Below are 26,139 nucleotides of genomic sequence, written 5' to 3'. Positions count from 1 at the left end.
CACCTCTTCCCATTCCGCACAGAGCAGTTAAGCCCTACCGCGCCGATGGTACTGCCGTAACAGGTGGGAGAGTAGGTCATTGCCAACCTTATTAATGTAGCAAATGCTTTAGCAGAAGCTATAAACAAAAGCTCAGTTAGCACATGATGTTAACTGAGCTTTTTTTTATACCCAATATTTAGCCTTTCTAACTTATCTTTCGTTTACTTTTGTAATAAGAAGCTGTTCTTCATGAACTTAGAAATAGATAGATTTTTATATATAAAGATATTCTCTTAAATTATTAGTAGGATTTTATCTTATTTAAATAAAGACTGATCGAGTTATGTGGAAAGTGCCTTTTCCATTAAAAACTCATGAACTGTAAAATACTCGATTAGTTATAGGAATAACCCACTTCGAAACCACAAATACTATCTATACATAACGACCGATAAACATTAATAACATGGTAACACAACAACAAGAAACCCAGCAAATGATCGCTCAAATGGTGCGTGATTTTGCAGAACTACACATTACTCCCTATCGTGATGAGTGGGATGAAAAAGAACATTTTCCTAAATCAGTTTTTCAGAAAATTGGAGAGTTAGGCCTCATGGGAGTTTTAGTACCTTCGGAGTATGGCGGCTCTGACTTTGGCTATCATGAATATGTAACTGCCATTGTAGAACTTTCGAAGGCTGATCCTGGAGTAGGACTTTCAATGGCTGCTCATAATTCATTGTGCACGGGCCATATTCTAAATTTTGGCTCTGAAGAACAGAAAAAAAAGTGGCTGCCAAAGTTAGCTTCAGGTGAATGGATTGGAGCTTGGGGACTAACAGAACCTAACACAGGCTCTGATGCAGGTAATATGCTTACAACAGCTAAACAAGATGGAGACTATTGGATCTTAAATGGTGCTAAGAATTTCATTACTCACGGTATAAGTGCTGAAGTAGCTGTTGTCATCGCAAGAACGGGAGAGAAAGGTGATGCGCATGGAATGACTGCTTTTGTAGTTGAAAGAGGAATGGAAGGTTTCAGAGGGGGAAGAAAAGAAACAAAGTTAGGCATGAGGTCTTCGGAAACATCAGAAATGATTTTTGAAGATTGTAGAATTCCTAATGAAAATGTTTTAGGAAGTGTTGGAGCTGGTTTTGTTCAAGCTTTAAAAATTCTTGATGGAGGACGTATTTCAATTGCGGCTCTAAGTTTAGGAATAGCTCAAGGTGCTTATGAGGCTGCTTTAGCTTATTCTCAAGAGCGAAAGCAATTCAATAAACCAATATCTTCATTTCAAGGAATCTCTTTTAAATTAGCAGATATGGCTACTGAGATTGAAGCGGCAAGGCTATTAATTAAAAATGCTGCAGAGTTAAAAAATCAAGGTGTATCAGTTAATAGGGAATCAGCTATGGCGAAGTATTATGCTTCTGAAGTTGCTGTGAAGGTCTCTAATGATGCAGTTCAGATTTTTGGAGGATATGGCTATACGAAAGATTACCCTGTAGAGAAGTATTATAGGGATAGTAAATTGTGTACGATTGGAGAAGGAACGTCTGAAATTCAAAAGCTGGTTATTGCAAGGTCAATTTTAAAAGGATAAAAAGAGTAATCTTGATATAGTAAAAGAGTAAGTCATTAGGCTTACTCTTTTTTTTTGAGACAAAATGACACTAAAATAGCTTTTTAAAAATACAAACAAGACAAAATGACACTTTATGATTAAGCGTTATGACAAATAATCTATCAAATACATAAAAAAATCTGTTGGTATGGCTCTTGTCTATTCCTATTCGAATTCACGAAGTACTTCAGTAATCAAATTAATTAAGAACGAAAAACAGATAATTATTATGTATACTTTAAATGCCAATTTCCCTCAGTTTGTAAACGAAGTTTTAGCAACAGAAAAAAGAGTTTTAAATGCTAGACCAGCAGTAAATATTCGTGAAAATGATACTGCATTTTTCTTAGAACTAGCGGCTCCTGGTTTACTAAAAGAAGATTTTGATATTCAATCTGAGAATGGAGTTTTATCAATTTCAGTTGACAAAAAGCAAGAAGAAGAAGTAAAATACTTCAAGCAAGAATTTGAATTCAATACTTTCAAAAGATCATTTAAACTTCCTAATAATGTAGATCTAGTAAAGATTCAGGCTTCTTATAAAGATGGTATCCTCGTGGTAAATTTGCCAAAGCGTGAAGAACTAAAAGCGAAAAAAGTAGAAGTATTAGTCGGATAATTATTTCTATTAAAATATAGGTAACCCAGTAAATCGTATTAATCAGTTAGTGTCAAAAAATATAATAAATCATGTATACTTCAACAATTCCAACATTTATAGATGAAATATTTAATACAGGAAAGAAATATGTAAGCAACCCATTTCCTGCGGTAAATATAAAAGAAAGTGAGACTGGCTTTACATTAGAAATTGCCGCTCCTGGTCTAGAAAAAGAAGACTTCAATATTAAGGTTGAAGAGAATACACTTCAAGTTTCTACTGAAAAGAAAGAAGAAGCTGATGTGAAGTTTTATAGAAAAGAATTCTCATATGATGCTTTTAAAAGATCATTTAAGCTACCAAGAAATGTAGATACTGAACAAATTAGTGCGAGCTACATAAACGGTATTCTTACTTTAGAACTACCTAAGAAAGAAGAAATGAAAGCTCGTAAAGTTGAAGTTCAAGTAGACTAAGTATAGTTTTTAAGTTTTAAAGATTCATTGCCCCATTAGATATCGTCTAATGGGGCTTTTTTTATTCTTCAAACCCTTTAAGAATGATATCAGGAGTTTCAACAATGTTACTAACATTCTTAGCTCGATCTGCTATCTGAATTTCAAATTTTAATGTATCCCCACTGATAAAAGGCGAGTCAAATACTCCAATGTCAAGTCGAAGTCTTCGCGTAAGGTTTCCTTCTACAGGGCTTTCACTTCCTTCTCCAACCCTTGGGAAGCGAGCGTCAAATTCAACGCCATCGGGTAGCTCAATCTTTGAATAAGTTTCTCCTTCTTTTTTCATCATTCTGATGTAAAAGTTGTTGAAAAAAGGATTCGGAGTACCATCTGTATTTTCAGCTCCAAAGTCTGGTTCACTATCAGAATTATCTAGCCCTAAATTTCCATCACCATCTTGAAAGCTCACTGTGATGATGACAGAGTCTAAAGAATTGAAAGATTTGTGTACAATACTTTCAAATTTGATGGCAGGCTCTTTGGCAAATTCGGGTTCTCCTACACACGAACTTCCGAAGAATGGTATAAAAAAGAATGCAAGTAAGGACAAAGGATGGAAGCGCATATTATGAACAGTTTTATATCTCTATATTTGTGACCGTAAAAGTAGAATATGGGAGTATCTAGTCTGATAGACTTTGTTTAGAAGTTAGATAAATCCTTGAAGGGAGTACAGTTAAAGTACAAAAAGCTGTATTGGATTCATGTAAGATCACAATTTTGAATTCTTTATGCCTAATCGTACAAAACTGCAACTCGAAAAATGGAGAGTGTATGAGATTTCAAGAGCGTATAAAGGAATATATTTTTAGCATTTCAACAGAGGAAGAATTTGAGAGCTGTGCCTTAGAAGTTTTTAAATTTCAAGCAGAACATAATAAGGTTTATAGTGATTATCTGAAATATCTTAAAGTTGATCCTTTGAGCGTTCAATCTATTTCTGAGATACCTTTTTTGCCTATCCGATTTTTCAAAAGTCAGGAAGTAGTTTCTACAGTTGAACCCACTCAAGTCATTTTTAGGAGTAGTGGAACAACAGGGAGTATAACAAGTAAGCATTTGGTTTCTGATCCTGTATTTTATCAGAAAGCATCGAAATATATTTTTGAATCTTTTTATGGAGATTTGAAGGATTTTGAGATTTTAGCTCTTTTACCTTCATATTTAGAAAGAGGCAACTCTTCGCTAGTTTATATGGTAGAGCATTTTCTTCCTTATTCGGGAGAGTACTCGGGCTTTTATCTAGATAATGTAAAAGAATTACAACAACGATTAGAATACTTACTTTCAAATAGTAATAAGAAAATCCTCTTGATTGGAGTAACTTTTGCTTTATTGGATTTGGCTGAAGAAATGAAAATCAGTCTTGATGATCGAGTAATTGTGATGGAAACTGGAGGAATGAAAGGTCGAAGAAAGGAAATGCTTCGATCTGAAGTTCATGAAGTTTTACAAAATGCTTGGGACTTACGTAATGTTCACTCTGAATATGGCATGACTGAATTACTTTCTCAGGCCTATTCGAAAGGTAATGAAGTGTTTGACCTGCCTCCTTGGATGCGTATTAGATTTAGAGAAATCAATGACCCCTTCAGCTTTTGGGATGGAAATACGAAGATGAGAAGTGGTGGAATTAATGTAATCGACCTAGCAAACGTAGATAGTTGTTCTTTTATTGAGACGCAAGATATTGGTCAACCAGTTGGAATTAAGAGCTTTAAAGTTTTGGGTAGATTCGATAATTCAGATATTAGAGGGTGCAACTTATTGGTAAATTAATCCAACATTTAACGTAAAATATAAATACAATTCCTTAATTTAGGAAAATTGACATTTTTAAAGTTTTCTACAGAAAAAACTATAAAGAAATGAAATTAAAATTGTTAGTAGGTTTACTTTGCTTATTGTTTTTTGGGGCTTGTCGTACAACATATAGAACGTGCCCTACTTACTCAAAAAACACTGTAGAAAAGAATGCAGATAACAAAGTTTCTAATACCACTTATAGAAATCAATTCTAAGTTACCGATTTTTAGGTACAGAAAAGCCCTCCAATTATATTGATATATAATGAAGGGCTTTTGTATTTTTAGAACTTTTTGAATTCTATTTATCCCTTTTTATGAGCCAATTTGCAAAAGAAATGATGAGTTCACGCTTTTCTGATGGAAGGTTTAATTCATCTAACTTTTGGAATGCCAATTGGTAATATTCTTCCATTTTTTGACCAGCAAGCTGACGAATACCAAGGTTTTCATAAATAGCAGTTACAGCTTTTACCTTTTCATCCTTGTCATATTCTTTTTGCTCAAGCCAAAACTGTAAATCCTCTTTGTCTTTTCCTTCGGCAAGTTCGATCGCTTTTAGGAGCATATACGTTTTCTTGTTTTCAAGAATATCTCCACCAATCTGCTTTCCTACTTTTGCTTGCTCTCCAAAAACATCTAAAAGATCATCTTGAAGCTGGAAACCAATACCAAGGTTTACACCAAAATCTCTTAATGTTTTAGCTTCTTGTTCTGTAGCATTCCCGATCAATGCGCCAAGTTCGAAAGCAAAACCTACTAGAACAGCTGTTTTAAGCTTAATCATCTCAATGTATTCAGCTTCAGAGACAGTTTCTCTATCTTCAAAGTTCATGTCGAGTTGTTGACCTTCACAAACTTCGGCTGCACAAGTATTGAAAAGTTTGATAATTTCCTTCAGTTTGTCAGAAGGGCTTTCTAGGAGTAAATCGTAAGCTCTTACAAGCATTACATCTCCCGAAAGGATCGCAATATTCGGATTCCATTTTTCGTGTACTGTAGCTTTTCCTCTACGAAGAGGAGCATTGTCCATAATATCATCATGAATCAGACTGAAATTATGGAAAATTTCTACAGCCAAAGCAGGCATGGTAGCCTTTTTATAATCATCATCAAAGGCATAGCAGCCCAATAATGCTACCAAAGGTCTTAGTCTTTTCCCTCCTAAAGAGAGAATATAGTAAAGCGGATCATAAAGCTCGGCAGGACGGTTTCCTAGTTCAAGCTTCGCTATCTCTTCGTTAAGTCGATTTATCTCTGACTTTATTTCAAACATTCTGATTCCGTTTATCTTCTTGTTAGTCTAAAGTTTCTTCTTCTATTTTTCCCATTTTCTACTACCAAGTGTAAGGGCAGTAAGTGAAAGCATCACTGTGATTACACTCAAGAAATATAGGATGTTACGTGAATCAATCAGTCCTTTACTGACTGATTGGTAATGGTGGTCGATACCCCATTGGCTGATTGTGTAGGAGTAGCCAGACCATATATTGATAGATGCTAAAGAAGAAATCCCGTCATAAATGGCAAAACAAGCAAATACAGCCAAAAGAAAGGCGATGATTTGATTGTTGGTAATTGCTGACGAGAATATTCCGATAGCTGTAAAAGTTGCAGATAGAAAAACAAGTCCGATGTAAGAGCCGATGATGGCTGCCGTGTCTAAATTTCCTTGTGGCATCCCTAATTGATAAACTGTGTAGTAGTAGATCAGTGTAGGAAGTAAGGCAAAAAGTACAAGGATAAGCGCAGCCCAATATTTTCCTAAAATGATATGGAAATCTGCCAACGGACGAGTGAAAAGTAACTCCATAGTTCCTGCTTTTTTCTCTTCTGCAAATGAGCGCATGGTGATGGCAGGAATAAGAAACATGAAAATATAAGGAGAAATAGAAAACAGCGGGTCAAGATTGGCATAAGCAGACCCTAGAATACTTGTTTGAGGAAATACCCAACAAAATAAGCCCATAGTCACTAAAAATACGACCATAACCACATAGGCGATCAAAGAGCTAAAATATGTACTTAATTCTTTTCGAAAGATTTGAATCACTTTAGAAGTAAGTTTTAACCAGAAATCTATTTCTAAGTGCCAATTTCAACTAAAAATAACGCAAATCCAATTTTGACTTTATTGTTAATGTTTTTTGTAGTTCAAGAGTTTTTTCTACATTTGTAATGGGTCGGTTGGACACGTATTTGAAAAATTCAACACTAAATAAAATAAGGCGTACTATCGTTTGAAGAGCAGGCCTCAACCTTGCAAAAGGTCATCCATACGGATGTTAACAGTGGAAGGTCGACATGTGATAGGAAACCTAAACTTGTCTTTTAAAAGGAGTTTTTCTTTTTCTTCCGACCCTTCTTTTTTCGCAACAATTTGAAACAGACATCGGCGGTCTGTTTTTTTTGTTTTAGGCTTCCTAACACTTCCAATATTCTATTTTACAACTCCCTTAAAATACTGCATACTTACACAGTGCAATGATCCGTGCTGTCTGATAAGTGCTTCGCAGTTGATCGCCACAATTTCATGTTCAGGAAAACAATCTTCCAAAGCAGTTATTGCTTTTTGGTCAAGTTCCTCATCTCCATAAACAGGCAAGAGTACAGCTCCATTTATAATAAGGAAATTGGCATAGGTAGAAGGTAATCGGTAGCCTTCTTCAGGTTTAAATCTTTTAGGAGCCATAGGCAAAGCAACCAATCGGTAAGCTTCTCCATTCAAGTTTTTGAATGTTTTCAGTTCAGCTTCCATTTTTTGTAATGCCTCAAAATGTTCATCTGTTTCGTCAGTACATTGTACATAGGCTATGGTGTTATTGGGGCAGAAACGGGCTAAGGTGTCTATGTGAGAGTCTGTGTCGTCTCCTGCCAAATAACCGTTTTCTAAAACTAATATTTGCTCAGAGCCAAAGTATTCTTTCATCATAGAAAGAATTTCTTCTTCTGTTTTTCCAGCATTTCTATTGTAGGAATAAATACAGTGGGCTGTGGTCATTAGGGTGTCTTCTCCGTCAGATTCTATTCCTCCACCTTCCAATACAAATCCTGTAGTGTGCATCGGGACATTGAAAACTCCATTATCCAAAAGCTGTTGACTAATTTGGTTGTCTTTATCGGAAGCAAACTTGAGTCCCCAGCCATTAAATGTGAAATCTAGGAGTTTAAGTTCTCCATTTTCTTGAATAGTAATAGCTCCATGATCTCTAGCCCAACTATCATTTGACGGAATGTGCTGATAGATAATATTTTCTTGTGGGCATTCTTTAAGCCATTCTTTCGCTTCATCTAAATCTGTACAAACCGCAATCAGTTTTTGTCTTGAACTGATTTCGTAAGCTATTTTCTGAAAACAGGCTTTGACATTTTCCATATCATCAGCCCAGTCTGTATCTGCATGAGGGAGTGTGAGCTGTACCGCATCTTGGGCTTCCCACTCTGCAGGGAGTCTTCTTTTTATGTTCATAGATGTACCTCAAAATTTGAGCGCGCAATATTACATAAAGCTATAACAAGTTTGACGCTGGAAAACTTAATTTTTTGAGGCAATTTCTAATAGTTTTTTAACGGTCTTCCAATTACGAGTAGTGGCTTCTACTTTTAGCTTCTTTTCAAAGAACTGATTGCTCAACTTGCTCTGACTGTATTTGCCTTCGAGAAGTAAGAAAACATCTTTACCAACAATACTGAGTTGGTCATTCCCTCTTTCAAAAGCTTCAGCTAGTTCGATATTTTCTTGTTTTGGAGTTTCTTTCAAGAAAGTAAGATGCATACGCTCGATACCTTCATTTTCTGAAGATAAAAATGGATTTGTTGAAATGCTTTTTTCCCATTCATTCAGACTACGAACAATGGTAGGAACTTCAAAGCCGTATTTTTCTTGAATAGCTTTCTTTATTAGATGTTCTAATTTGTCTGATGTTGGGGCTTTAAAAACGACATTCCCACTTTGGATATAAGTCTCGATGTCTGCAAATCCTAAGTCTTGGAAGAGGAGCTTTAAGTCAGCCATCAATATTTTTCTTTTTCCACCAACATTAATTCCTCTGAGAATAGCAATATGAGTTTTCATGTTCTAAAAAATGAAGATTAAATGCTTAAAAATAACATTGGAAGTTAGTCTAAATAAGTTCATCAACCAATCCGATGTAGAACTTGTTATGGCATTTAGAAAATGTATTTCTTGATTCAAATCAATGGGAAAGGAATACCGCTGATCTAGTTTTGTAGAAATACATAAATCATTCATCGACTATGAAATTCCAACACTTCAGAAATGCAACGCTCGTTATAGAAGCGGGAGATAAAGTTATTTTGGTAGATCCTATGCTTGGAGATAAGGGGACTCAGCCTACTTTTACTTTATTCAGATTTAAGGCTCAGAAAAATCCAATAGTACCGCTTCCTGAAAACTGCTTTCCCGTTTTGGAGCGGGTGACACACTGTTTGATTACGCATCAGCATCCAGATCATATTGATAAGGCAGCAGAAGAATGGCTCATCCGAAAGAATATTCCTGTGATCTGTTCTGAAAAAGATGAGAAACATTTTAGGAAGAAAGGTTTGGCTGTTTCTCAAGTGATCAAGTATTGGGAAACTGCGGATTTCTTAGGTGGTTCAATTATGGGTATTCCAGCTACGCACGGTTATGGTTTTGTGGCAAAGCCAATGGGAAATGTGATGGGCTATTTTATAGAACTTCCTGATCAGCCATCAATTTACATCAGTGCAGATACTGTTTATACGCCAGATGTGGATAAGGCTTTAAGAGAGTTTCAGCCCGATATTACAGTGGCAGCTTGTGGAACGGCTCAGTTAGATCTTTTCAAACCTCTTTTAATGACGCCAGATGAGATTGTGAAGTTTATCCAAAACTCACCTAAGAAAGTGATCTGTAATCATATGGAAGCCGTAAATCACTGTCCTACCACAAGAGCAAAGCTTAAAGCTCGATTGGAAAAAGAAGGCCTTTTAGATAAGGTGTATATTCCAGAGGATGGAGATACTTTTGAAGTGACTTTTTAGAAAAATACTTTCTTATAAATAAAGGCTTGTAAAGGATGGATTCTTAATGGATTTCAACTTTACAAGCTTTTTCTTTTTGAGTAAAAAAGGCATAAAAAAATGAGCCATTAAAATGACTCATCTTTAATATCACAACCAAATAAACTTTTCCTCATGGCCTTTGACACAATTTTGTTTAAAGGACACATTTCAAAAGTAGCAACTTGCAATTTTAAAAGCGTTCAACTCGTAAAACCGCACTAGAAATACGTACAAATGGCTCTTTTTAAGTTTAATCTGTACGTTTTGATTTATGTTCATTTATAAAAGGTAAGGGAGTCAAGAGAGATTATTTAAGTACTAGGACAAAAGAAAATGAGTAATACTATCCTTAGAGTTAGCGGAGCGATCTAAGGATTTATCTATGAAAGCAAGAGTCTTTTAGACTCTAAATGGTATAAAAAAGAGTCTGAAGAACTGCGTCCGCCTCTGTATCCATTTATGAGTTCTTAGAGTAACTCTAAGAACAGTAAAGTTTTATATCAAAAATATATGTCCTACTACTTTAGAATGATCAATTAAGATAAATGAAGCTTTGGAGAGTAGAGCTTAAGAAGACTGTGGTTTAAAACTATGGGAAATGGCTATCTGATAAAGAGAAATAAAAAAAGTGGGTCTCATAAAAAATGACCCACTAGAAAAATTTTTTCGCTAAAAAAATAACAAGCAAATAAACGTATATCATTGTCTTCTGAGTACGCCTATTCAGAAGACAATACGAAAGTAGTGGATCGGTTTGAGGAATGCGTTCGAATAATGAATCCGCACCAAATAGACGTTTAACTCCGTTTTTTTAGGACTAAAAAGGCTTAAATTGAACGTGTTTTATCTAATATTAGATAAAGTGAAGTGTGGAAATGGTAATTGGTAAAAAGGAAAGCAATAAAAAAGGCAAACCGTAAAATTACAGTTTGCCCAAATGGGGAAAAGTATCTTTTCTATTTGTAAAAGCCGTAATCCATATTATCAGGCTCGATGAACAATCTTGTCCCATCATTTACCCAACGTAGTTCGGCCATATCTTCATCACTCAATTCAAAATCGAAAACTTGAATGTTCTCTTCAATTCTTGAAGGAGTTACTGATTTTGGAAGCACGATAATATCTCTTTGGATCAACCAACGCAATGCAATCTGAGTTGGTGTTTTTCCATACTTTTCAGCCAATTTGCTCACAACATCTATGTTGGCAAGTTCACCGACTTTCCAACTCATCATTGGAGCATATGCTTGTAGTGTAATGTTGTGTGAGTTACAGAATTCGTTAAGGAATTGATTCTGATATTTCACGTGACATTCTACTTGATTGACAACAGGAGTGACTTTACAGTCTTTCATCAACTCATTAAGGTGGTGAACATTGAAGTTAGAAACCCCAATTGCTTTTACTTTTCCTTGCTCATAAAGCTCTTCCATAGCTCTGTAGACTTCCTTGAATCTTGCGTAAGGGCCAGGCCAGTGGATAAGATAAAGGTCGAGATAGCTTGTTTGTAATTTCTGAATAGAATCTTCAAAAGCTTTCAGTGTGCCTTCGTAGGTAGAAACGTCGTTCCATACTTTAGACGTTAAGAAAATATCTTCTCTTGCAACGCCACTTTCAATGATGCCATCACCTACTTCTTTTTCATTTTCGTAAACGGCAGCTGTATCAATATGCGTATAGCCATTTTGTAAGGCATGAACTACTGCTTTTTGTACCGCATCTTCTTTTGATTGCCATGTACCTAAGCCAAGTACAGGAATTTCAAGTCCGTTGTTTAATTTAATAGTATGCATAGAATTCTATGAGATTAATAAATCTGAAACCTTAATATGCTAACAAAGATTTCGGGTGAAATTACTAAACTCCTTTCAGTCTTTGTTGGTATAATCTCACTTTTATGAAGGTATTTTGATTACTCTAGAGGGAGTTTTATAACACTTTTTCCTCTAAAGTATTTGCTAAGAACTGCTTAGTGTATTCTATCAATTCCTCAAATTTTGCAATTCCATTGATGACTTTTTTTGAGGTTTTGATCTGCTTTCCTTTTTTAAAGAATTTTTGCTTGAGTTCTTCTACATTATGATTAACTAAAATAGACGCGAGTGTTTCTCCAGCTTCTTCAGCCTCAATCATTCCAAACATGCTAGATAAAAATTGTACGAATCGGGATTGAGATTTGACCAAACCTGTATTTACAATACCAGGAAGCCAATGCAAACGGGCAACTCCTTCTCCAAAAAGCTGATCTCCAAACTGAACAAGATATGCATTGGCCGTAGACTGTTGCCAAGTTGCAAACATCTTGTTGTATTTAGGGGCTGTAAGCTGATCGTATTTGATGTTTACAATGGCTGAAGTCCCGACATAAACCACTTTGCCTTCTCCAGAAGCAATAAGTAAGGGGTGTAAGGCTTCCGAAAAAAGGTATCTTGACATATAACCTAGTGCAAAAATCACATCTATTCCATCTGCTGAAACCATCATTTCTTTAGGGAAAATTCCTGCATTTAATACCAAAATATCTAAAGTGTTATGACTGTTGGTATAGGCTTTCAGAAAATGTTGAACTTCATTCATGTTTGACAGATCAAGAGAAAAGAAAAGGTGTTTTCCTTCTGAGTTTACCTGTTCCAATGTTGAAATCACTTCTGCCCCTTTTGTTTTATTTCTTCCGATCACATGAATAGCATATCCTTTTTGAGCCAATGCAATAGCGGTAGCTTTCCCGATTCCGTCTGTGGCTCCTGTGACCAATGCAATTTTACTTTTTTCCATACTGTTTTCTTTTTAAATGATTTAGATTGCAAAAGTAAACCGTGGTCTTAGGTCAACGGTCAAATGAAAAGACAGCTTTTTTACAAACAAGTATGAAGATTGGTGAATTGGCAAAAGTGACAGGGCTAACAAGAGATACGATCAGACTCTATGAAAATATGGGAATGCTCGTTGGTGTTACGCGCCCCAATGCATACAATAATTATAAAGATTACCCTACGGAAAACCTAGATCGTATCCATCTGATTATTCGCTTGAAAAATTTGGGTTTGAAGCTAAAAGAATGCAAAAGTGTGATTCAAAGCTTGGAGTCTGGGACTTACGATGAGGCCTTTCAAGAGCAGTTTCTGAGTGAAAAGCTCAAGGAAATAGATGAGAAAATTGCAGAATTGAATTTTTTAAAAGACACCTTATCACAATTTGTTGGTAAAGTTTGTAAGGAAGCCGAAATTTTGAAGCAATTGAAAAAGCAAGCTGAATAATGAGTATCACCCAAAAAGAATATATTTTAAGAATCACTGAAGTTGTTCAGTACATAGAAGAGCATTTGGAAGCCGATCTTTCGCTAAATATTCTTGCCGAACAGGCTCATTATTCTCCGTTTCATTTTCATCGAATTTTTTCTGCCATCGTTGGAGAAACACCAAATGAGTATATCATTCGGAAAAGAATTGAGAAATCGGCCTCTATTTTTCTAAAAGATAAAGAGTCCCCGATCGCAGATATTGTATTTGATTTGGGCTTTAGTAGCAATTCTGCATTTACGAAGTCATTCAAGAAGTTTTATGGAATGAGTCCTACCGCATTTCGAAAGATGACAGATCCTTTTAGCAAGATTGGAAAAACGGAGCGCAAGATCGGACAAAAGTCACTGGAGATCGATAACTACATTTGTAACATCAATCAACTCAAAAAATGGATGATTATGAATGCTAAATTTGAAGTAAAAGAAATCCCCCAAATGCCACTAGCCTATGTTTCTCATGTTGGAAACTATGAAGAAATTGAAGGTGCTTACGGCCAACTCATGGCTTGGGCAGGACCAAAAGGCTTGTTGAATGAGAATTCAAAAATGCTAACAGTCTATCACGATGACCCAAATGTAACTGCGCTTTCAAAAGTGAGGCAAAGTGCGTCTCTACTTTTGGAAAATGAAGTAGACACCCAAGGGACAATCAATTTCATGACACTAGACCCTAAAAAGTGTGTTTGTGGCATGTTTGAGATCAATTTCAGCGAATTTGAAGATGCATGGAAGAGTGTATTTGTTTGGATGCACGAAAATGGTTTTGATGAAAATGATAAAGCTCCTTTCGAAATCTACCATAACGATTTCAATACGCATCCTGAGAAAAAGTGTATTGTAGAGATTTGTGTGCCTGTGGAGTAGTTTCGTGATAAGTTAGGCATAGAAAGGACAACAAATGTATAATTTCAGATGATTATAAAAGATTTTAAGCCATTTAACGGACAACATTGTGAAACTACCGCTACAGGAAGTTTACTTAATCAACTTGGTATCGAATTCTCTGAACCCATGCTCTTTGGAATTGGGGAAGGTCTGGGGTATATATTTTGGAATATGAAAATCATGGATTTTCCGTTCATCGGAGGTCGAGTGAAACCAGATATTTTGACAGAAAATATTTGCAAAAACTTGAACTTAGAGCTTGAAGTCAAAGAAACTTCTTCCGTTAAAAGAGCATGGGAAAATGTAAAATATCATATTGATCACGGAAAAGCAGTTGGACTCAAATTGGATTGCTATCATCTTGACTATTTTACCAACAAAATTCACTTCGCAGGTCATTATGTTTCTATATATGGCTACGATGATGAAGTAGCTTATCTCAATGATACCAATCAGCAAGGTCGAGATGCCCGAACAAGCCTAAGAAGTTTAGCGTTAGCCAGAAATGAAAGAGGTCCTATGTCGTCTCGAAACCGTTCTTATACGATTAGTAGGAGCGGGGAAATGCCTAACTTAAAAGATATCATAAAGAAAGCAGTCTTAAATAATGCAACAGACTTTTTGAACCCTCCAATTAAAAACATTGGGTATAAAGGAATTTCAAAAACAAGTACAGAAATTAAGAAATGGTTTGAAACAAGTACCAATATCAGCAAAGATTTTCAAACCTCCGCTTCACTCATGGAACGTGGCGGAACAGGAGGTGCTTTATTCCGAAATATTTATCGTGATTTCCTAAAGGAAAGTGCCATCATATTAGAATCTGCTGAATTAGAAAGTGCTAGTGAAGATTATAATGAAATTGCGAAGATGTGGAAACAACTATCAGGTCTGTTTGAATCTATCGGTGAAACAGAAAATATAGTTTATGTCAATCAAGCATCTGAAGTTTTGAAGGAATTATCTGAGAAGGAAAAAAGTACAATGGAAAAACTAAGGGAAGCTTGTCTTTAGCTATTTCGTATCAATTGTACACCTTGTATTCTATACCATTTTAATGATAGAAGAAACCCACTCATGCGTTTTGTTTGAGTGGGTTTTTTATTTGAGTTTGTGTAAATAATCAGAGCTTGAGTCCAACAAATAAAATATCATCGGTTTGTTCACGTCCGCCTTTCCAGTCGGTCAAGGCTTTTTTAAGTTTAGTAGCCTCTTCTTTCATGCTTTCAGTATTTGAATTGTGAAGTAGCTTGTACAATTGCCTTTTTTGGAAACGGGTATCACGCACTCCTCCAAATTGATCTTGAAAACCATCACTGAAAAGGTAGAGTTGATCTCCTTTCTTATATGAAATAGACTTTTGTACAAACTCCTTTTTGGCTTCCCAAGGAGCATAACCAATGGTTACCAATGAGCCTTTAAATTCAAGGATTTTGTTATTTATATTTCTGAGGAGCATTGGACGTTTAGCTCCGCTGAAACGTAGTTTTTGACTACCTTCATCAATTCTCACGATTGCAATGTCCATCCCGTCGCGAATCGATTTAGACTTGGTGATGTTCAGAAAATCATGAAGACGTTGGTCTAGGTATTTAAGAATGAGGTCAGGTTCGTGCACACCATTATTGATAATTACTTCATGTAAAATAGCATTTCCGATCACAGTCATAAAAGCAGCAGGAACACCGTGTCCAGTGCAATCAGATAGGATAATAAATTTATATTGTTCCGTTTTATAAAACCAATAGAAATCACCAGAAATGATGTCTTTGGGCATATTAATGATGAAGCCATCAGAAAATTCATTGACAAGCGTATCGGGAGAGACAAGGATCGCTTTTTGAATTTCCCTTGCATAGTTGATACTCTTGGTCATCTTTTGGTAGATTTTTTCGAGTTGTTCGTTTTGGCTAGAAATTTTTTCATTCTGAACCCTTAGCTCTTCTGATTTTAATAAGATTTCTTGATGTTGTTCACGGATTTGTTGTGTTCGTTTTTCTACCTCTTCTTCTAAACGTTGATTGGCATGAAGCTGAATCTGATGACTCTCTTTTAAAGTCTGAAGTAGATCATCTTGGGTTTCTTGTTTTTGATCAAGTGTTATTTTTAAGGCATTATGCGCATCTTCAAGTTTGAGATTCTGTTCCTTTAGCATTTTCATATAAACAGAAATGGCATTTACTGCAGGCCTGAAAATGATCAAAGCTTCTAAAATCAGAGAAATGATCGTGATAAAAAGGGGTACACGTTCTAGGGTTTCTACCCTGTGCAAACGTAAAGCAGCTTCTTTTTCATACTGAAAGGTAATGGTATTCATCAGCTCTAGAAACTCTTTTTCATGTGCTAAAATCTGATTAAGTGGAAGTTTAATATCATCGCTAAATGCACTTTCAATGATGTTTTGTATTGCATTATCCATTTCCAAAAAATGGGGCTGCAGTCTTAAAAAGTACTTTTGAGTTTTTGCACTATTGTCTCCATTCATATGTGCGGCATCATCTCTATAGCAAAGACTGATATGTGCTTTTCTCCATTCAGCGGTTGTTTTTTGGAAAAGTTGTAGAAGGTCTAGATACTCCTTTTCATGTTCAGAATAAGTCAGTTGGAGTGCCATTTTACTGATTTTCTGACTCAACATCCGTTGTCTACCCGAAAGATTGATAATCCCTGCATCGTCTTTATGATCCCCAATTACATCTCGTATGATGTACTGAGAGCCAATACTGAGTAGCGCAACCAAACTCAATGCTACAACATAAGAGATTGTTAATTTCCTTTTGGGATTACTATACAGGTTGTTCATAAAAAGTAATAGGGTATTTTAAAGGCTAAAGTTAGGAGCTGTATAGTAAAGATGTCCTTCGTATCTGTTTATAGACTTACAATGACAGTTTTGAGCAGTTTGTGTTGAAAAGTAAAAAGTGTTTAATCTGAGAAGACAGTAACTGTTTATTAGCTTCTTTCTCAAATTAAACACTCAAAGTTTAGGTCTATCTAAAGTATTTAGAATTAGAAGGTTTGGATGTCGTCGTATTGTGTCTGATTATCTAGTACCGTATTTTCACCGTTTGATAAATCATAAACACCTGTGATTGGTGTACCCATATTATCTTCTGCCAAATAATAAACAAGCGTTCCTTCTAAGCTTATATTTGTTACGTTCAGGCCGTCAAGGATTGATGTAACTATATTGTTATTGTTACGATCAACTACAGAAACTTTATTTAATTCTCTGATTACTAAGAATTGTTCTGCTCCATAAAGTACTGTGTTTGGGTCTCCACAGTTTGAACAGGTAGTAGAACCTGGTTGGAAAATGTCATCGGTAAGGAAGGTTCTATTTCCTTCTGCTGTAACAAGGCTTAAACCGTAAAAGTTAGAGCCACCACGACCTTGTGTCAGTACAATAATACCTTCTTCGAGCGGAAGTGTTTCATGGTTCCATTGAGAAAATTCTTCTATACCTGTTCTGCTGCCATCAGTCATATCCATGATAGCCTCATTTGTACAATCATTTACCAAGGCTTTTTCATTACCCATGAAAGCCTCTACTTGAGGACCGTTACAACCTTGAATATTATATCTGACGTTTGAGACTGTATTGAAAACTTGGAAAATAGAATAATCAGTAATAACTGCAAGGTTACGAGAAAGAGATTGAACAGACGGATCGCTCAATGTAGTTTGTGGTTTTTCAATCGTCTTGGAGTCAAAACGGAAGATTGAAAAGTCTGAAAAGACCAAGTCACCATTTTCATTGGCACCAAGGAAGTAGTTTCCTACTTTCTCTTTTATTTCAGTAAAAGAATTGTCAAAAAGGGCATAAAATCTTTTTCTGTTAGATCCTACATATATTTCAATGTATAACCCTTTTGGTAAAGTTCTGACAAGATATACACTTACATCATCGACTACAGGGCTTACATTTCCTTCAGTATCTACTTTAAAAAGATTTGTTGTAGTACCTGAAACTCTTCCATTTGAGCTTGAGTTTTGAAGCATAATTGCTTGAGCTCCTGAAAGGTCAAATTCTAAATCTAGTTGAACATCATCTTCGCTGCTCTCTAGTAGGTCACAGCTTGTAAAAAATGCAGTTAGCAGTAAAAAACTGATTAAAGCTAAATTTTTCATTTGTCTATTTTAGTTATTTAGTGAATAATGCTCTCTAGCTTTTGAGAGCTGGGATTCATTACATTTGGTTTTGAGTTTGGCAAGCTAGTTAAATGGTTTAAAGTAAACCACTTTGGTTTTAAGTATTTTTTTAGTTCTTATTTAAAACAAGTACAGCTATTTACCATCTTGGATTTTAGTGAGTGGTACCTATTTATGGAAGAGTCATATATTTTTTTTCGTATAAAGCTGGCTCGGATTCTAAGGATTAACGATCAACTTTAAAGGATAGAAGTAAAAGAGAAACCCCAACCAAAATACAATTTGATTGGGGCTTGTTTTGAAGATCAAATATGAGAACCCGGAGGTATCTATTTAACCACTGAAAACTATATGTCCATCACCATTTATAGGCTATTACTATTATTTTCTGACTTCATAGTTTGCTGTAAGTGCATTAATTTTAAGTTGTTTTTTAATTCTTCTAAAGATTGATTTCCTAAATATTTTACTGTTTTAGTTTCGTTAGGTAGAAGCTCAAAATAATTCTCTGAGAAGTGAGCATCTTCAGTACTATTTGAATAAAGGAAAACATCCTTGGCTATAACATCTGCTTTCAATTCTACAAATATGTCACCTGACTGATGATAGACTTCGAATGAAATATCCGGTTTTGGAAGAATCAAGTTTTTAGGATTGACAAAGAAATAGGTTCTTTCAGCTCTGTGAATTTCATTCTCATAAGAAAGCTTTAAGACAGCCTTTTCAAGCGGTATTTCTTCTTTAATTTCAGATAGACTGATTTTCATAATGACTTCTTTTGAAATACTAGCAATACTACTATTTCCTTTTTTCTTCCAAAGTGAATTTCCTTCAAAGTCCATTAACTCTATATACCATTGCCCCCTGTCTTTATTAGGCAAATCATTAACTAAGGCCAATTCGAGTATATCACCTTCTTGACTGCTAGTCCAAAGTATAGGTTCGTACATTTGTTTTACTTTGTAGTGCATAGCTTTCCAGTTGCCATAACTGTCTATGCTAGACCAAGAAGCTACAGGCCAACAATCATTGATTTGCCAATATAATGTTCCCATGCAATAAGGCATTGCGTTTCGGTGTGCTTCAATGGCAATTTCTGTGGCTTTGGCTTGAAGTACTTGCCCGACATAAAGCAGTTGCTCAAAATCTATTGGTACTTGATAATATTGCTCCATGTAGCTACGAATACGCAAGTTTCCGATACCACTTCTTTGGTGTGAAGCCATCACTTCGCTCTCGATATCCCAATCTTCTGGCAACGTAAATCTTTTGACTGCATTGAAAGATGGGAAAGACTGAAATCCGTATTCACTCATAAAACGAGGGATGTATTTTCGGAAATCTTCAAACGGATGCTCTCCGTGCCAAACACCCCAATAGTGCATATCTCCAGAGTTGGATTCATAATTTGAAATTTTTTCAAAGCCAGCCGAAGGAGAAGAATGCCAATAGAATGTGTTGTCAGTGTGTTGATCAACAACTTGTGGGAGTATTTGGTGGAAAATGGTATCATAAGCTGCCCAAATCTCTTTTCGCTGTTGGCTATTGTATTTCTGTTTCCATCCCCAACCCGAATTTTCATCCCATTCAGACCAAGCCGCTTCTATTTCATTATTCCCGCACCAAAGAACAATAGAAGGATGGTTTCTTAGACGTTTTACATTGTCAATAGCTTCCTGTCTTACATTCTCTAAGAAAGCATGATGACCTGGATACATACTACATGCAAACATGAAATCTTGCCAAACCATTATACCATGCTTATCACAGAGATCGTAGAACGTTTTGTTTTCATAGATACCACCACCCCATACGCGAAGCATATTCATATTAGCTTTCTTAGCAGAAAGTACAATGTGTTCGTATTTTTCTTCACTTACTTCAGGTAAAAAAAGATCATTTGGAATGTAATTCGCTCCTTTAGAAAATACCGCTTGTCCATTGACTTTAAGGTAGAAGCTTGTGCCATCTCCCTTTTTATCCTTTTCCAAGACCCATTCTATATCACGTAAACCAATTTGTTCTTGCCAAGTATCTAAAAGTAGCTCTGACCAAATCTCAACCCTAACATTATATAAATAGGCTTCACCCATTCCATTCGGATACCAGAAGTTAGGATTTTCAATTTCGAAGTCGATTTCATTTTCAGTGGAAGAAATACTTTGGGAGCTTACCAAATGGTTGTTGACAAATACTTTTGCTTCTAAATTTTGCTTGTTTTCTACAGATATTTTTGCCTTAAGAAATGCTTTTTTAGAAGTGATTTTTTCTTGTTTTATAAAGACTTCTTTTAATTGATTACTATTCCAAGAAATCAAATTTACACTTCGCCAAATACCCGATGTTACAAATCTTGGTCCCCAATCCCAACCGTAATGATAACCAGCTTTTCTAGTAAAAATACTCACCGCATGTTCTCCTAATCCACCTAGTTCAGATTGATCATTGATGGCTGGTAATGGATAGCCATGATCAGCTAATAATGAAAGTCCTTTTCTTATCGGAGATGTAAAAACAACCCTAAGAATATTTTCCTTTTTAACCTTTTGTGAAAGATCTATATGGTATCTTCTGAACATATTATCTGAAGAAAGTACTTCCTCTTCATTCCAGAAAACCGTGGCGTAGGTATCCAAACCCTCAAAAAGTAATTCGATATGATCTTTGGAAAGCTCCTCTTCAGTCAGGAATATTTCTTTCTGATACTCCCAATCTACTTTATCTACCCATTGTTGGTTGTGTTCGTTTAGTCTGTAATATGGATCTTCAATTTTTCCTAGATTTTTTAAGTCTGTATGAACAGTCCCCGGAACTTTGGCATTCATCCAGTTTTGTTGCCCGACTTGCTTGAAAGTCCACTGACCGTCTAGACTTCTTGATTCTTTCTGTGCCATAACTGATGAAGTGAATGATAGTGTTAAGATTGCTACAATAAAAAAATGCCATTTCATAGCGCTAAAGTTTTGAATGATTAGAATTGGAGAGCGGATAGAAAATAGATATTCTATAATTTCTGCCTTACAGAAATGGATAAGGCAATTTTTATAGGACAAAGCTGAAAAATAAGTGATACGACTTGAGGGGAGGAATCTTTCAATTAAGATAAAGAATCAGCTATCATAAGTATATAAAGGGGGAGTTTTGAGCTGTATGGGTTATCTGAATTTTAGTAGGCTTAATTCTTAGGAGGAAATGTCTTAGTTACTTTCTTACAGTTTATTCCCCTTATGTTTTCTGATTTGCTAAATCTTGTCAGACTAGGAATTTGATAGCAAAAAAGTAAAATGTCGGAACATAGTCGGAACACTAAAAACAAAAACCGCTCAAACGGAATGTTTAAGCGGTTTTTTACGCGTTTCTGTGGAGTCGCAGGGATTCGAATCTATGATTTTTGAGCAAATACATAAATCCAAAATATAGCCTTAATACTACTTTAAGGTGATTATTTTACTTTAATCAATACATTAAGGCACATTAAAGTATAAAAATGTTATCCCTTATGTTTTCCCCAATAAAGAATTGACTATATTAGACCTTAGTAAATTAAAAGGTCAAAATATGGCAACCGCTAAACTATACTTGAAAGATAAGAATGCTCCAAATGTCACTCGAATTATATGTGCCATCTCAGATGGTCGGGGTGTGTTGTTGCGAGTTTCTACGGACTTATCCATAAAGCCAAAACATTGGAGTGTTAAGAATCAGAAAATACTTTCTGCAAATTCCAATGCGGTGGAGTTGAATAAACAATTGGAGATATTTAGAGATAAGGCACTAACGATTTACATTGAAGCCAAAAACAAAGGCTTAGAGGTGGATTCAAAATATTTAAAAGAGCAATTAGCCCCAACGGAAAAAGCTAAAACGAAAAATGTTGAGTTTTGGGAAGTGTGGTCGGGTTATTTAGAAATTCAGAAAAGAACCCATAAAACAGCAAGTTTTAAAAAGTATCGAAGTATTGAAAATCACTTAAAGAAGTTTGAAGTATTAGACAAACTACCTATTTCCTTTGATTCGATTAAGCCTAATACTTTGGAACGTTTGCAGGAATACATGAATACCAAAGGCGAACTCAATAATAAAACGGCATCTACATACTTAAAGCATTTAAAAACCTTCCTTTCATGGGCTGTGGATAATGGGTATTCAAAGAATACTGCTTACAAAAAGTTTTCCCCAATTAAACCGCCCGAAACTTTAAAGGTGATCTTAACAGAAGAAGATATAAATAAGATTAAGTCTGTTGAACTTGGGACAAAGGAGTATTTAAAAAATACTAGGGAGTGGCTTTTGCTGTCTGTAAATACGGGGCTTAGATATTCTGATTATGGACGTATTAGCCAAGAACACATTAAAGAAAGTCTAAAAGGGAGATTGATCGAAATAAGACAACGTAAAACGGGGGGCTTTGTCACTTTGCCATTAGTGGGGGAAACTGAGAAAATAATAGATCGAATATTAAGCGGTGAAACTCATAAAATAGCCAATCAGAACTTTAATAAATACGTGAAAGAGTTGTGCAAATTGGCAGGAATAGATGAACCTTTTGAAGTGCATGAGTTTAAAGGGAAATTAAGTATTTCTAAGTCAGTGCCTAAATATGAGCTTGTTACCTCCCATACTGGGCGTAGAACTTTTGCAACAAATATGATATTAAGAGGTGTTCCTGCTGAAACAGTTATGAAATATACGGGGCATAAAACATTAGCTTCATTTTGGCAGTACATCAATATACCTGAAGAGAAAGAGCATGATTTGATAAGGGTTGCTTTAGGGGGATAAATCCCCCTCTTTTGGTACTAAACTCTTACCAACTCCATCATTGGTTCAAAAGAATAAAGTGTTGCTTTTCTTCCTGCTCCTTCTTCAATTACTTTTAATAATCCATTTTCATATAATGCTCTCGTAAATCTCGAAGCTGTAGCTTGTGGTATTCCACTATGTGACTTGAATTTATTATTTCTAAATATTGGATTAGTAAAAATATAATCTAGTGCTAAGACACTATATTTAGATAGTAGTATATTTGTAAACTTTATCTTCATATCTTCATATAGTGTTTGTATTTTTTCAGCTACTTGTAAGTTTCTGTTAGCTTGCTGTTCAACAGCAGTAAAGAAGAAATCACACCACGTTTCCCAATCTCCATTTTCTGAAACATTTCGCATAATATCAATATATGCATCTTTATGCTCTTCGAAATATCCACTAATATAAAAATGAGGTTCAGAAATTGAGCCACTAGTCCATAATAATAACGTGATCAACATCCGCCCAATTCTCCCATTACCATCTTGAAAAGGATGCAAAGCTTCAAATTCTAAGTGCATTAAAGCTGTTTTAATTAGAATTGAATCATTACTATCCTTTAAATAGTTAAATAAGTTCTCTAAACCATCATTTAGTTTTTCAGGGCTTATTGGTATAAATAATATCTCTTGCTTTAGTCTATCTGCTAAATAATTTTGTTCTGTTTTGTATTTACCGGGTGATTTATTTGCTCCTCGACCAATAGATAATAATTGCTGATGTATTCCTCTGATTAGATGGTCAGATATAGTATACCCATCTTTCATTGCTTGTTGAGCATTGTTTAGGGCTATGTGATATAAGTAGGTTTCAAAAACATCATTACGATATTTCCCCCCCTCTTTTTCTTCTGTTTCGCTGTTACTATCAGCTTTAAGTTTTAATATTTCATCCATTGTACTTATAGTACCTTCCATACGAGATGATATTACAGCCTCTTGACTTCTTAAAGGTGCTAAAAGTATTTCACTATTGTGTAAACTCTTTAACATTTGATCATATCTAGCTAAAGCGTCAGTAGCCTTTAATAAAGAGTCTAACATTTTTCCAAGCTCTAAATTTTGAGGAGGAAATTGGTTATAATGATAATTGACAGCGTTTTCTAAGTTCATGTTTTTTTTTGACGTTAATATATTGCTTTATTTCCACAACAAACATCTTTGTGAGTCAAAAAGTATAAAAAATGATCAGCAACAGCTTTTGATAATCACCAATGAACAACAAACATCTTTGTGAATCAAAAAGTATGGAAAGTGATCAGCAACAGCTTTTGACAATCACCAATGAACAACAAACATCTTTGTGAGTCAAAAAGTATGGAAAGTGATCAGCAACAGCTTTTGATAATCACCAATGAACAACAAACATCTTTGTGAATCAAAAAGTATGGAAAGTGATCAGCAACAGCTTTTGACAATCACCAATGAACAACAAACATCTTTGTGAATCAAAAAGTATGGAAAATGATCAGCAACAGCTTTTGACAATCACCAATGAACAACAAACATCTTTGTGAATCAAAAAGTATGGAAAATGATCAGCAACAGCTTTTGACAATCACCAATGAACAACAAACATCTTTGTGAATCAAAAAGTATGGAAAATGATCAGCAACAGCTTTTGACAATCACCAATGAACAACAAACATCTTTGTGAATCAAAAAGTATGGAAAATGATCAGCAACAGCTTTTGACAATCACCAATGAACAACAAACACCTTTGTGAATCAAAAAGTATGGAAAATGATCAGCAACAGCTTTTGATAATCACCAATGAACAATAAACATCTTTGTGAATCAAAAACTATGGTGAAACTCATAAAATAGCCAATCAGAACTTTAATAAGTACGTGAAAGAGTTATGCAAATTGGTAGGAATAGATGAACACTTTTGAAGTGCATGAGTTCATTACCTCTTTTGTGGCCGTAGAACTTTTGCGACAAATATGATATTAAGGGATGTTCCTGCTGAAACCGTTATGAAATACACAGGGCATAGAACATTAGCTTCATTTTGGCAATACATCAACATTTCAGAAGAAAAAGAACATGATTTGATAAGGGATGCTTTGGGTGGGTAATCAACTAATAAATCAATTGAATCAGATATGAGTGAAAAACTACCAAATAGTGAAGAATTAATAAAGTCGTCATAACAAAGGTTTAAGGAATTAGAACATAAGAGTTTTGATTACCAATCTTTCTATAACGGATTTTTAGAAGGCTTTGCTTCTTATGCTAAAGGTGAGCAGGGAAATGAAGATTTAAGAGCTAAGTTGAAAGAACTTATTAGCTTGATTGAGTGCAATTATGAAGATCAATTTTTTATACAGATTGTGAGTAAAGCAAATGAGATAAAGAAAATACTTTAGGTAGTCTTGTTGGGATTGATTTTGTATAAAAAAATAGACCGCAATTATTTACAGTCTACTTTTTTAAGGGTAAAATACCCTAGCATTATCTTTTACCATACTTTTCTTGTAGTGCTAGTTACTTTCTAGCTTCCTACTTTGCCTTCTGCCACTTTCTTTACAATAGCACTATATTTAGGTGATAATTGTATTGTTTTTGACATGGCTTTATGATTTAATTTGCGATGGTATTTTTTGTACTACTGTAGACTCCTATGTATGCTTTATGTGGTACATAATGCTATCTTGTGGCGTAGCCTTTAGTGCAAGATAGCATTATGTACCTAAAAATACGCTCCATTTATATCATAAATATGAGATATGTATATCAAAAATTATATATCATCTTGAAATAATAATAATAGCTAAGACATTTTTGTATTCAAGCAATGAAGTAAAAATATCAAATTAGGCTCTATTGTAGTGTCTCTCACTATTAGTCCTCTTTTGGATTTTTTATTTGATAGTTTTTTATCCCTCAAAAAATTTAGTCCGTACTTTATTTATGGTTTAGTCTCTTAAAATTGTATTGTAATAGTTTACCAAAGTCAACTTTTTCCGTAAATATATATAGTAAGGTTTGTTACAAAGTAACTAATGAGCTACATTAGTTTACTAGGTATAAAATTTGATACCTAGTAGATTAGGAATAAACACTATTTGTTTATCTCCGTTTATTATCTATCACTGTAGTACTAAAACTAAATATACACGCCCACATTATGACTAAAGAAAAATTTTATAGTCCATTTAAATACCTTTTAGAGGGGATGAATGAGGGGGTAAGAGGAAGTATTGAAAAGGTTAAAAAAATACCCTCCATTTTTGATATGGAAGAAAGTCATGTTAGCGATGAAGGACTAAAAATCTTAGCTGACCCTAAAGCAAGAGAAATGCTAAACCAAGGGTTAGAGGAAGGAAAAGACGAAATTCAGATTCAGTTTAGTAACAGCAAAGAAACGATAACTCTTATTTAGATCGTTAATGAACATCGCA

Annotated in this window: 22 protein-coding genes and 1 rRNA gene; 12 read left to right on the top strand and 11 right to left on the bottom strand. The window is 35.0% G+C overall.

Features of this window, described 5'->3' with window-relative positions; all coding sequences use genetic code 11:
- From rrf to BC781_RS17490, 4 genes are all read left to right on the top strand, one after another.
- Positions 1-88: ribosomal RNA gene (gene rrf / locus BC781_RS17505) — 5S ribosomal RNA — on the top strand; the annotation flags it as partial.
- A gap of 360 nt (positions 89-448) precedes the next feature.
- Positions 449-1,591, top strand: coding sequence for an acyl-CoA dehydrogenase family protein (locus BC781_RS17500; RefSeq protein WP_109620184.1), 1,143 nt, complete (start codon positions 449-451; stop codon positions 1,589-1,591).
- 250 nt (positions 1,592-1,841) lie between these two features.
- Complete coding sequence (locus tag BC781_RS17495; RefSeq protein WP_109620182.1) at positions 1,842-2,231, top strand: Hsp20/alpha crystallin family protein; 390 nt, start codon at positions 1,842-1,844, stop codon at positions 2,229-2,231.
- A 71-nt stretch (positions 2,232-2,302) separates the two neighbouring features.
- Positions 2,303-2,689 (top strand): Hsp20/alpha crystallin family protein, encoded by a 387-nt coding sequence (locus tag BC781_RS17490; protein ID WP_109620180.1) that lies wholly within the window; start codon positions 2,303-2,305, stop codon positions 2,687-2,689.
- Positions 2,690-2,750: 61 nt separating this feature from the next.
- On the opposite strand, the gene BC781_RS17485 is transcribed toward BC781_RS17490, so the two are convergent.
- The gene (locus BC781_RS17485) at positions 2,751-3,296 is read right to left on the bottom strand and encodes a hypothetical protein (RefSeq protein ID WP_109620177.1); all 546 of its coding nucleotides are present in this window, start codon (positions 3,294-3,296) and stop codon (positions 2,751-2,753) included.
- Positions 3,297-3,505: 209 nt separating this feature from the next.
- Between BC781_RS17485 and BC781_RS17480 the strand changes: the two genes are divergently transcribed.
- Positions 3,506-4,510 carry a LuxE/PaaK family acyltransferase gene (locus BC781_RS17480; protein ID WP_109620175.1) on the top strand — a complete coding sequence of 335 codons (1,005 nt, stop codon included), beginning with the start codon at positions 3,506-3,508 and terminating at the stop codon, positions 4,508-4,510.
- A gap of 327 nt (positions 4,511-4,837) precedes the next feature.
- Here the strand turns inward: BC781_RS17480 and BC781_RS17475 are convergent, their stop codons facing one another.
- The 4 genes from BC781_RS17475 to BC781_RS17460 all read right to left on the bottom strand — a co-directional run bounded on the left by BC781_RS17475 (position 4,838) and on the right by BC781_RS17460 (position 8,611).
- Positions 4,838-5,812 carry a polyprenyl synthetase family protein gene (locus BC781_RS17475; protein WP_109620173.1) on the bottom strand — a complete coding sequence of 325 codons (975 nt, stop codon included), beginning with the start codon at positions 5,810-5,812 and terminating at the stop codon, positions 4,838-4,840.
- A gap of 42 nt (positions 5,813-5,854) precedes the next feature.
- On the bottom strand, positions 5,855-6,589 hold the full coding sequence (gldF, locus tag BC781_RS17470; protein ID WP_109620171.1) for a gliding motility-associated ABC transporter permease subunit GldF: 735 nt from the start codon (positions 6,587-6,589) through the stop codon (positions 5,855-5,857).
- A 387-nt stretch (positions 6,590-6,976) separates the two neighbouring features.
- Positions 6,977-8,005: an agmatine deiminase family protein gene (locus BC781_RS17465; protein ID WP_109620168.1), complete on the bottom strand. Its 1,029-nt coding sequence runs from the start codon at positions 8,003-8,005 to the stop codon at positions 6,977-6,979.
- Positions 8,006-8,071: 66 nt separating this feature from the next.
- Positions 8,072-8,611, bottom strand: a complete 540-nt coding sequence (locus BC781_RS17460; RefSeq protein WP_109620166.1) for a DUF1697 domain-containing protein — start codon at positions 8,609-8,611, stop codon at positions 8,072-8,074.
- A 182-nt stretch (positions 8,612-8,793) separates the two neighbouring features.
- Between BC781_RS17460 and BC781_RS17455 the strand changes: the two genes are divergently transcribed.
- Positions 8,794-9,564: an MBL fold metallo-hydrolase gene (locus BC781_RS17455; RefSeq protein ID WP_109620164.1), complete on the top strand. Its 771-nt coding sequence runs from the start codon at positions 8,794-8,796 to the stop codon at positions 9,562-9,564.
- A gap of 977 nt (positions 9,565-10,541) precedes the next feature.
- On the opposite strand, the gene BC781_RS17450 is transcribed toward BC781_RS17455, so the two are convergent.
- Both BC781_RS17450 and BC781_RS17445 read right to left on the bottom strand, forming a co-directional pair.
- Positions 10,542-11,378, bottom strand: coding sequence for an aldo/keto reductase (locus tag BC781_RS17450; protein WP_109620161.1), 837 nt, complete (start codon positions 11,376-11,378; stop codon positions 10,542-10,544).
- A gap of 136 nt (positions 11,379-11,514) precedes the next feature.
- A complete protein-coding gene (locus BC781_RS17445; protein ID WP_109620160.1) occupies positions 11,515-12,360 on the bottom strand; it encodes an SDR family NAD(P)-dependent oxidoreductase in 846 nt (281 codons plus the stop codon).
- 92 nt (positions 12,361-12,452) lie between these two features.
- Here BC781_RS17445 and BC781_RS17440 point away from each other — a divergent pair, with 92 nt between their 5' ends.
- From BC781_RS17440 to BC781_RS17430, 3 genes are read left to right on the top strand one after another with little or no spacing between them, the layout of a single operon-like run.
- Complete coding sequence (locus BC781_RS17440; protein ID WP_109620158.1) at positions 12,453-12,842, top strand: MerR family transcriptional regulator; 390 nt, start codon at positions 12,453-12,455, stop codon at positions 12,840-12,842.
- Positions 12,842-13,750, top strand: a complete 909-nt coding sequence (locus BC781_RS17435) for an AraC family transcriptional regulator (protein WP_109620156.1) — start codon at positions 12,842-12,844, stop codon at positions 13,748-13,750. Before BC781_RS17440 ends, BC781_RS17435 begins: the two co-directional genes overlap by 1 nt.
- 48 nt (positions 13,751-13,798) lie before the next feature.
- Complete coding sequence (locus BC781_RS17430) at positions 13,799-14,785, top strand: BtrH N-terminal domain-containing protein (protein ID WP_109620154.1); 987 nt, start codon at positions 13,799-13,801, stop codon at positions 14,783-14,785.
- A 109-nt stretch (positions 14,786-14,894) separates the two neighbouring features.
- Here the strand turns inward: BC781_RS17430 and BC781_RS17425 are convergent, their stop codons facing one another.
- The 3 genes from BC781_RS17425 to BC781_RS17415 form a co-directional block, all read right to left on the bottom strand.
- Positions 14,895-16,574, bottom strand: a complete 1,680-nt coding sequence (locus BC781_RS17425) for a SpoIIE family protein phosphatase (RefSeq protein WP_109620151.1) — start codon at positions 16,572-16,574, stop codon at positions 14,895-14,897.
- Between the two features lie 206 nt (positions 16,575-16,780).
- Positions 16,781-17,902 carry a hypothetical protein gene (locus BC781_RS17420; protein WP_109620149.1) on the bottom strand — a complete coding sequence of 374 codons (1,122 nt, stop codon included), beginning with the start codon at positions 17,900-17,902 and terminating at the stop codon, positions 16,781-16,783.
- Between the two features lie 386 nt (positions 17,903-18,288).
- Positions 18,289-20,874, bottom strand: a complete 2,586-nt coding sequence (locus BC781_RS17415; RefSeq protein WP_109620146.1) for a beta-mannosidase — start codon at positions 20,872-20,874, stop codon at positions 18,289-18,291.
- A gap of 607 nt (positions 20,875-21,481) precedes the next feature.
- On the opposite strand from BC781_RS17415, the gene BC781_RS17410 reads away from it, so the two are divergent.
- Complete coding sequence (locus tag BC781_RS17410; protein WP_146201722.1) at positions 21,482-22,705, top strand: site-specific integrase; 1,224 nt, start codon at positions 21,482-21,484, stop codon at positions 22,703-22,705.
- Between the two features lie 17 nt (positions 22,706-22,722).
- On the opposite strand, the gene BC781_RS17405 is transcribed toward BC781_RS17410, so the two are convergent.
- Positions 22,723-23,844, bottom strand: a complete 1,122-nt coding sequence (locus tag BC781_RS17405) for a Fic family protein (RefSeq protein ID WP_109620142.1) — start codon at positions 23,842-23,844, stop codon at positions 22,723-22,725.
- A gap of 834 nt (positions 23,845-24,678) precedes the next feature.
- On the opposite strand from BC781_RS17405, the gene BC781_RS25805 reads away from it, so the two are divergent.
- Positions 24,679-24,813: a hypothetical protein gene (locus BC781_RS25805; protein ID WP_262510267.1), complete on the top strand. Its 135-nt coding sequence runs from the start codon at positions 24,679-24,681 to the stop codon at positions 24,811-24,813.
- Between the two features lie 1,052 nt (positions 24,814-25,865).
- Positions 25,866-26,120: a hypothetical protein gene (locus tag BC781_RS17400; RefSeq protein WP_109620140.1), complete on the top strand. Its 255-nt coding sequence runs from the start codon at positions 25,866-25,868 to the stop codon at positions 26,118-26,120.
- Positions 26,121-26,139: the final 19 nt, after the last annotated feature.

The sequence above is a fragment of the Sediminitomix flava genome (assembly GCF_003149185.1).
Taxonomy (GTDB): Bacteria; Bacteroidota; Bacteroidia; order Cytophagales; family Flammeovirgaceae; genus Sediminitomix; species Sediminitomix flava.
The sequence above is the reverse complement of the archived record's forward strand: the minus strand, read 5'-3'. Positions and strand labels throughout refer to the sequence as shown.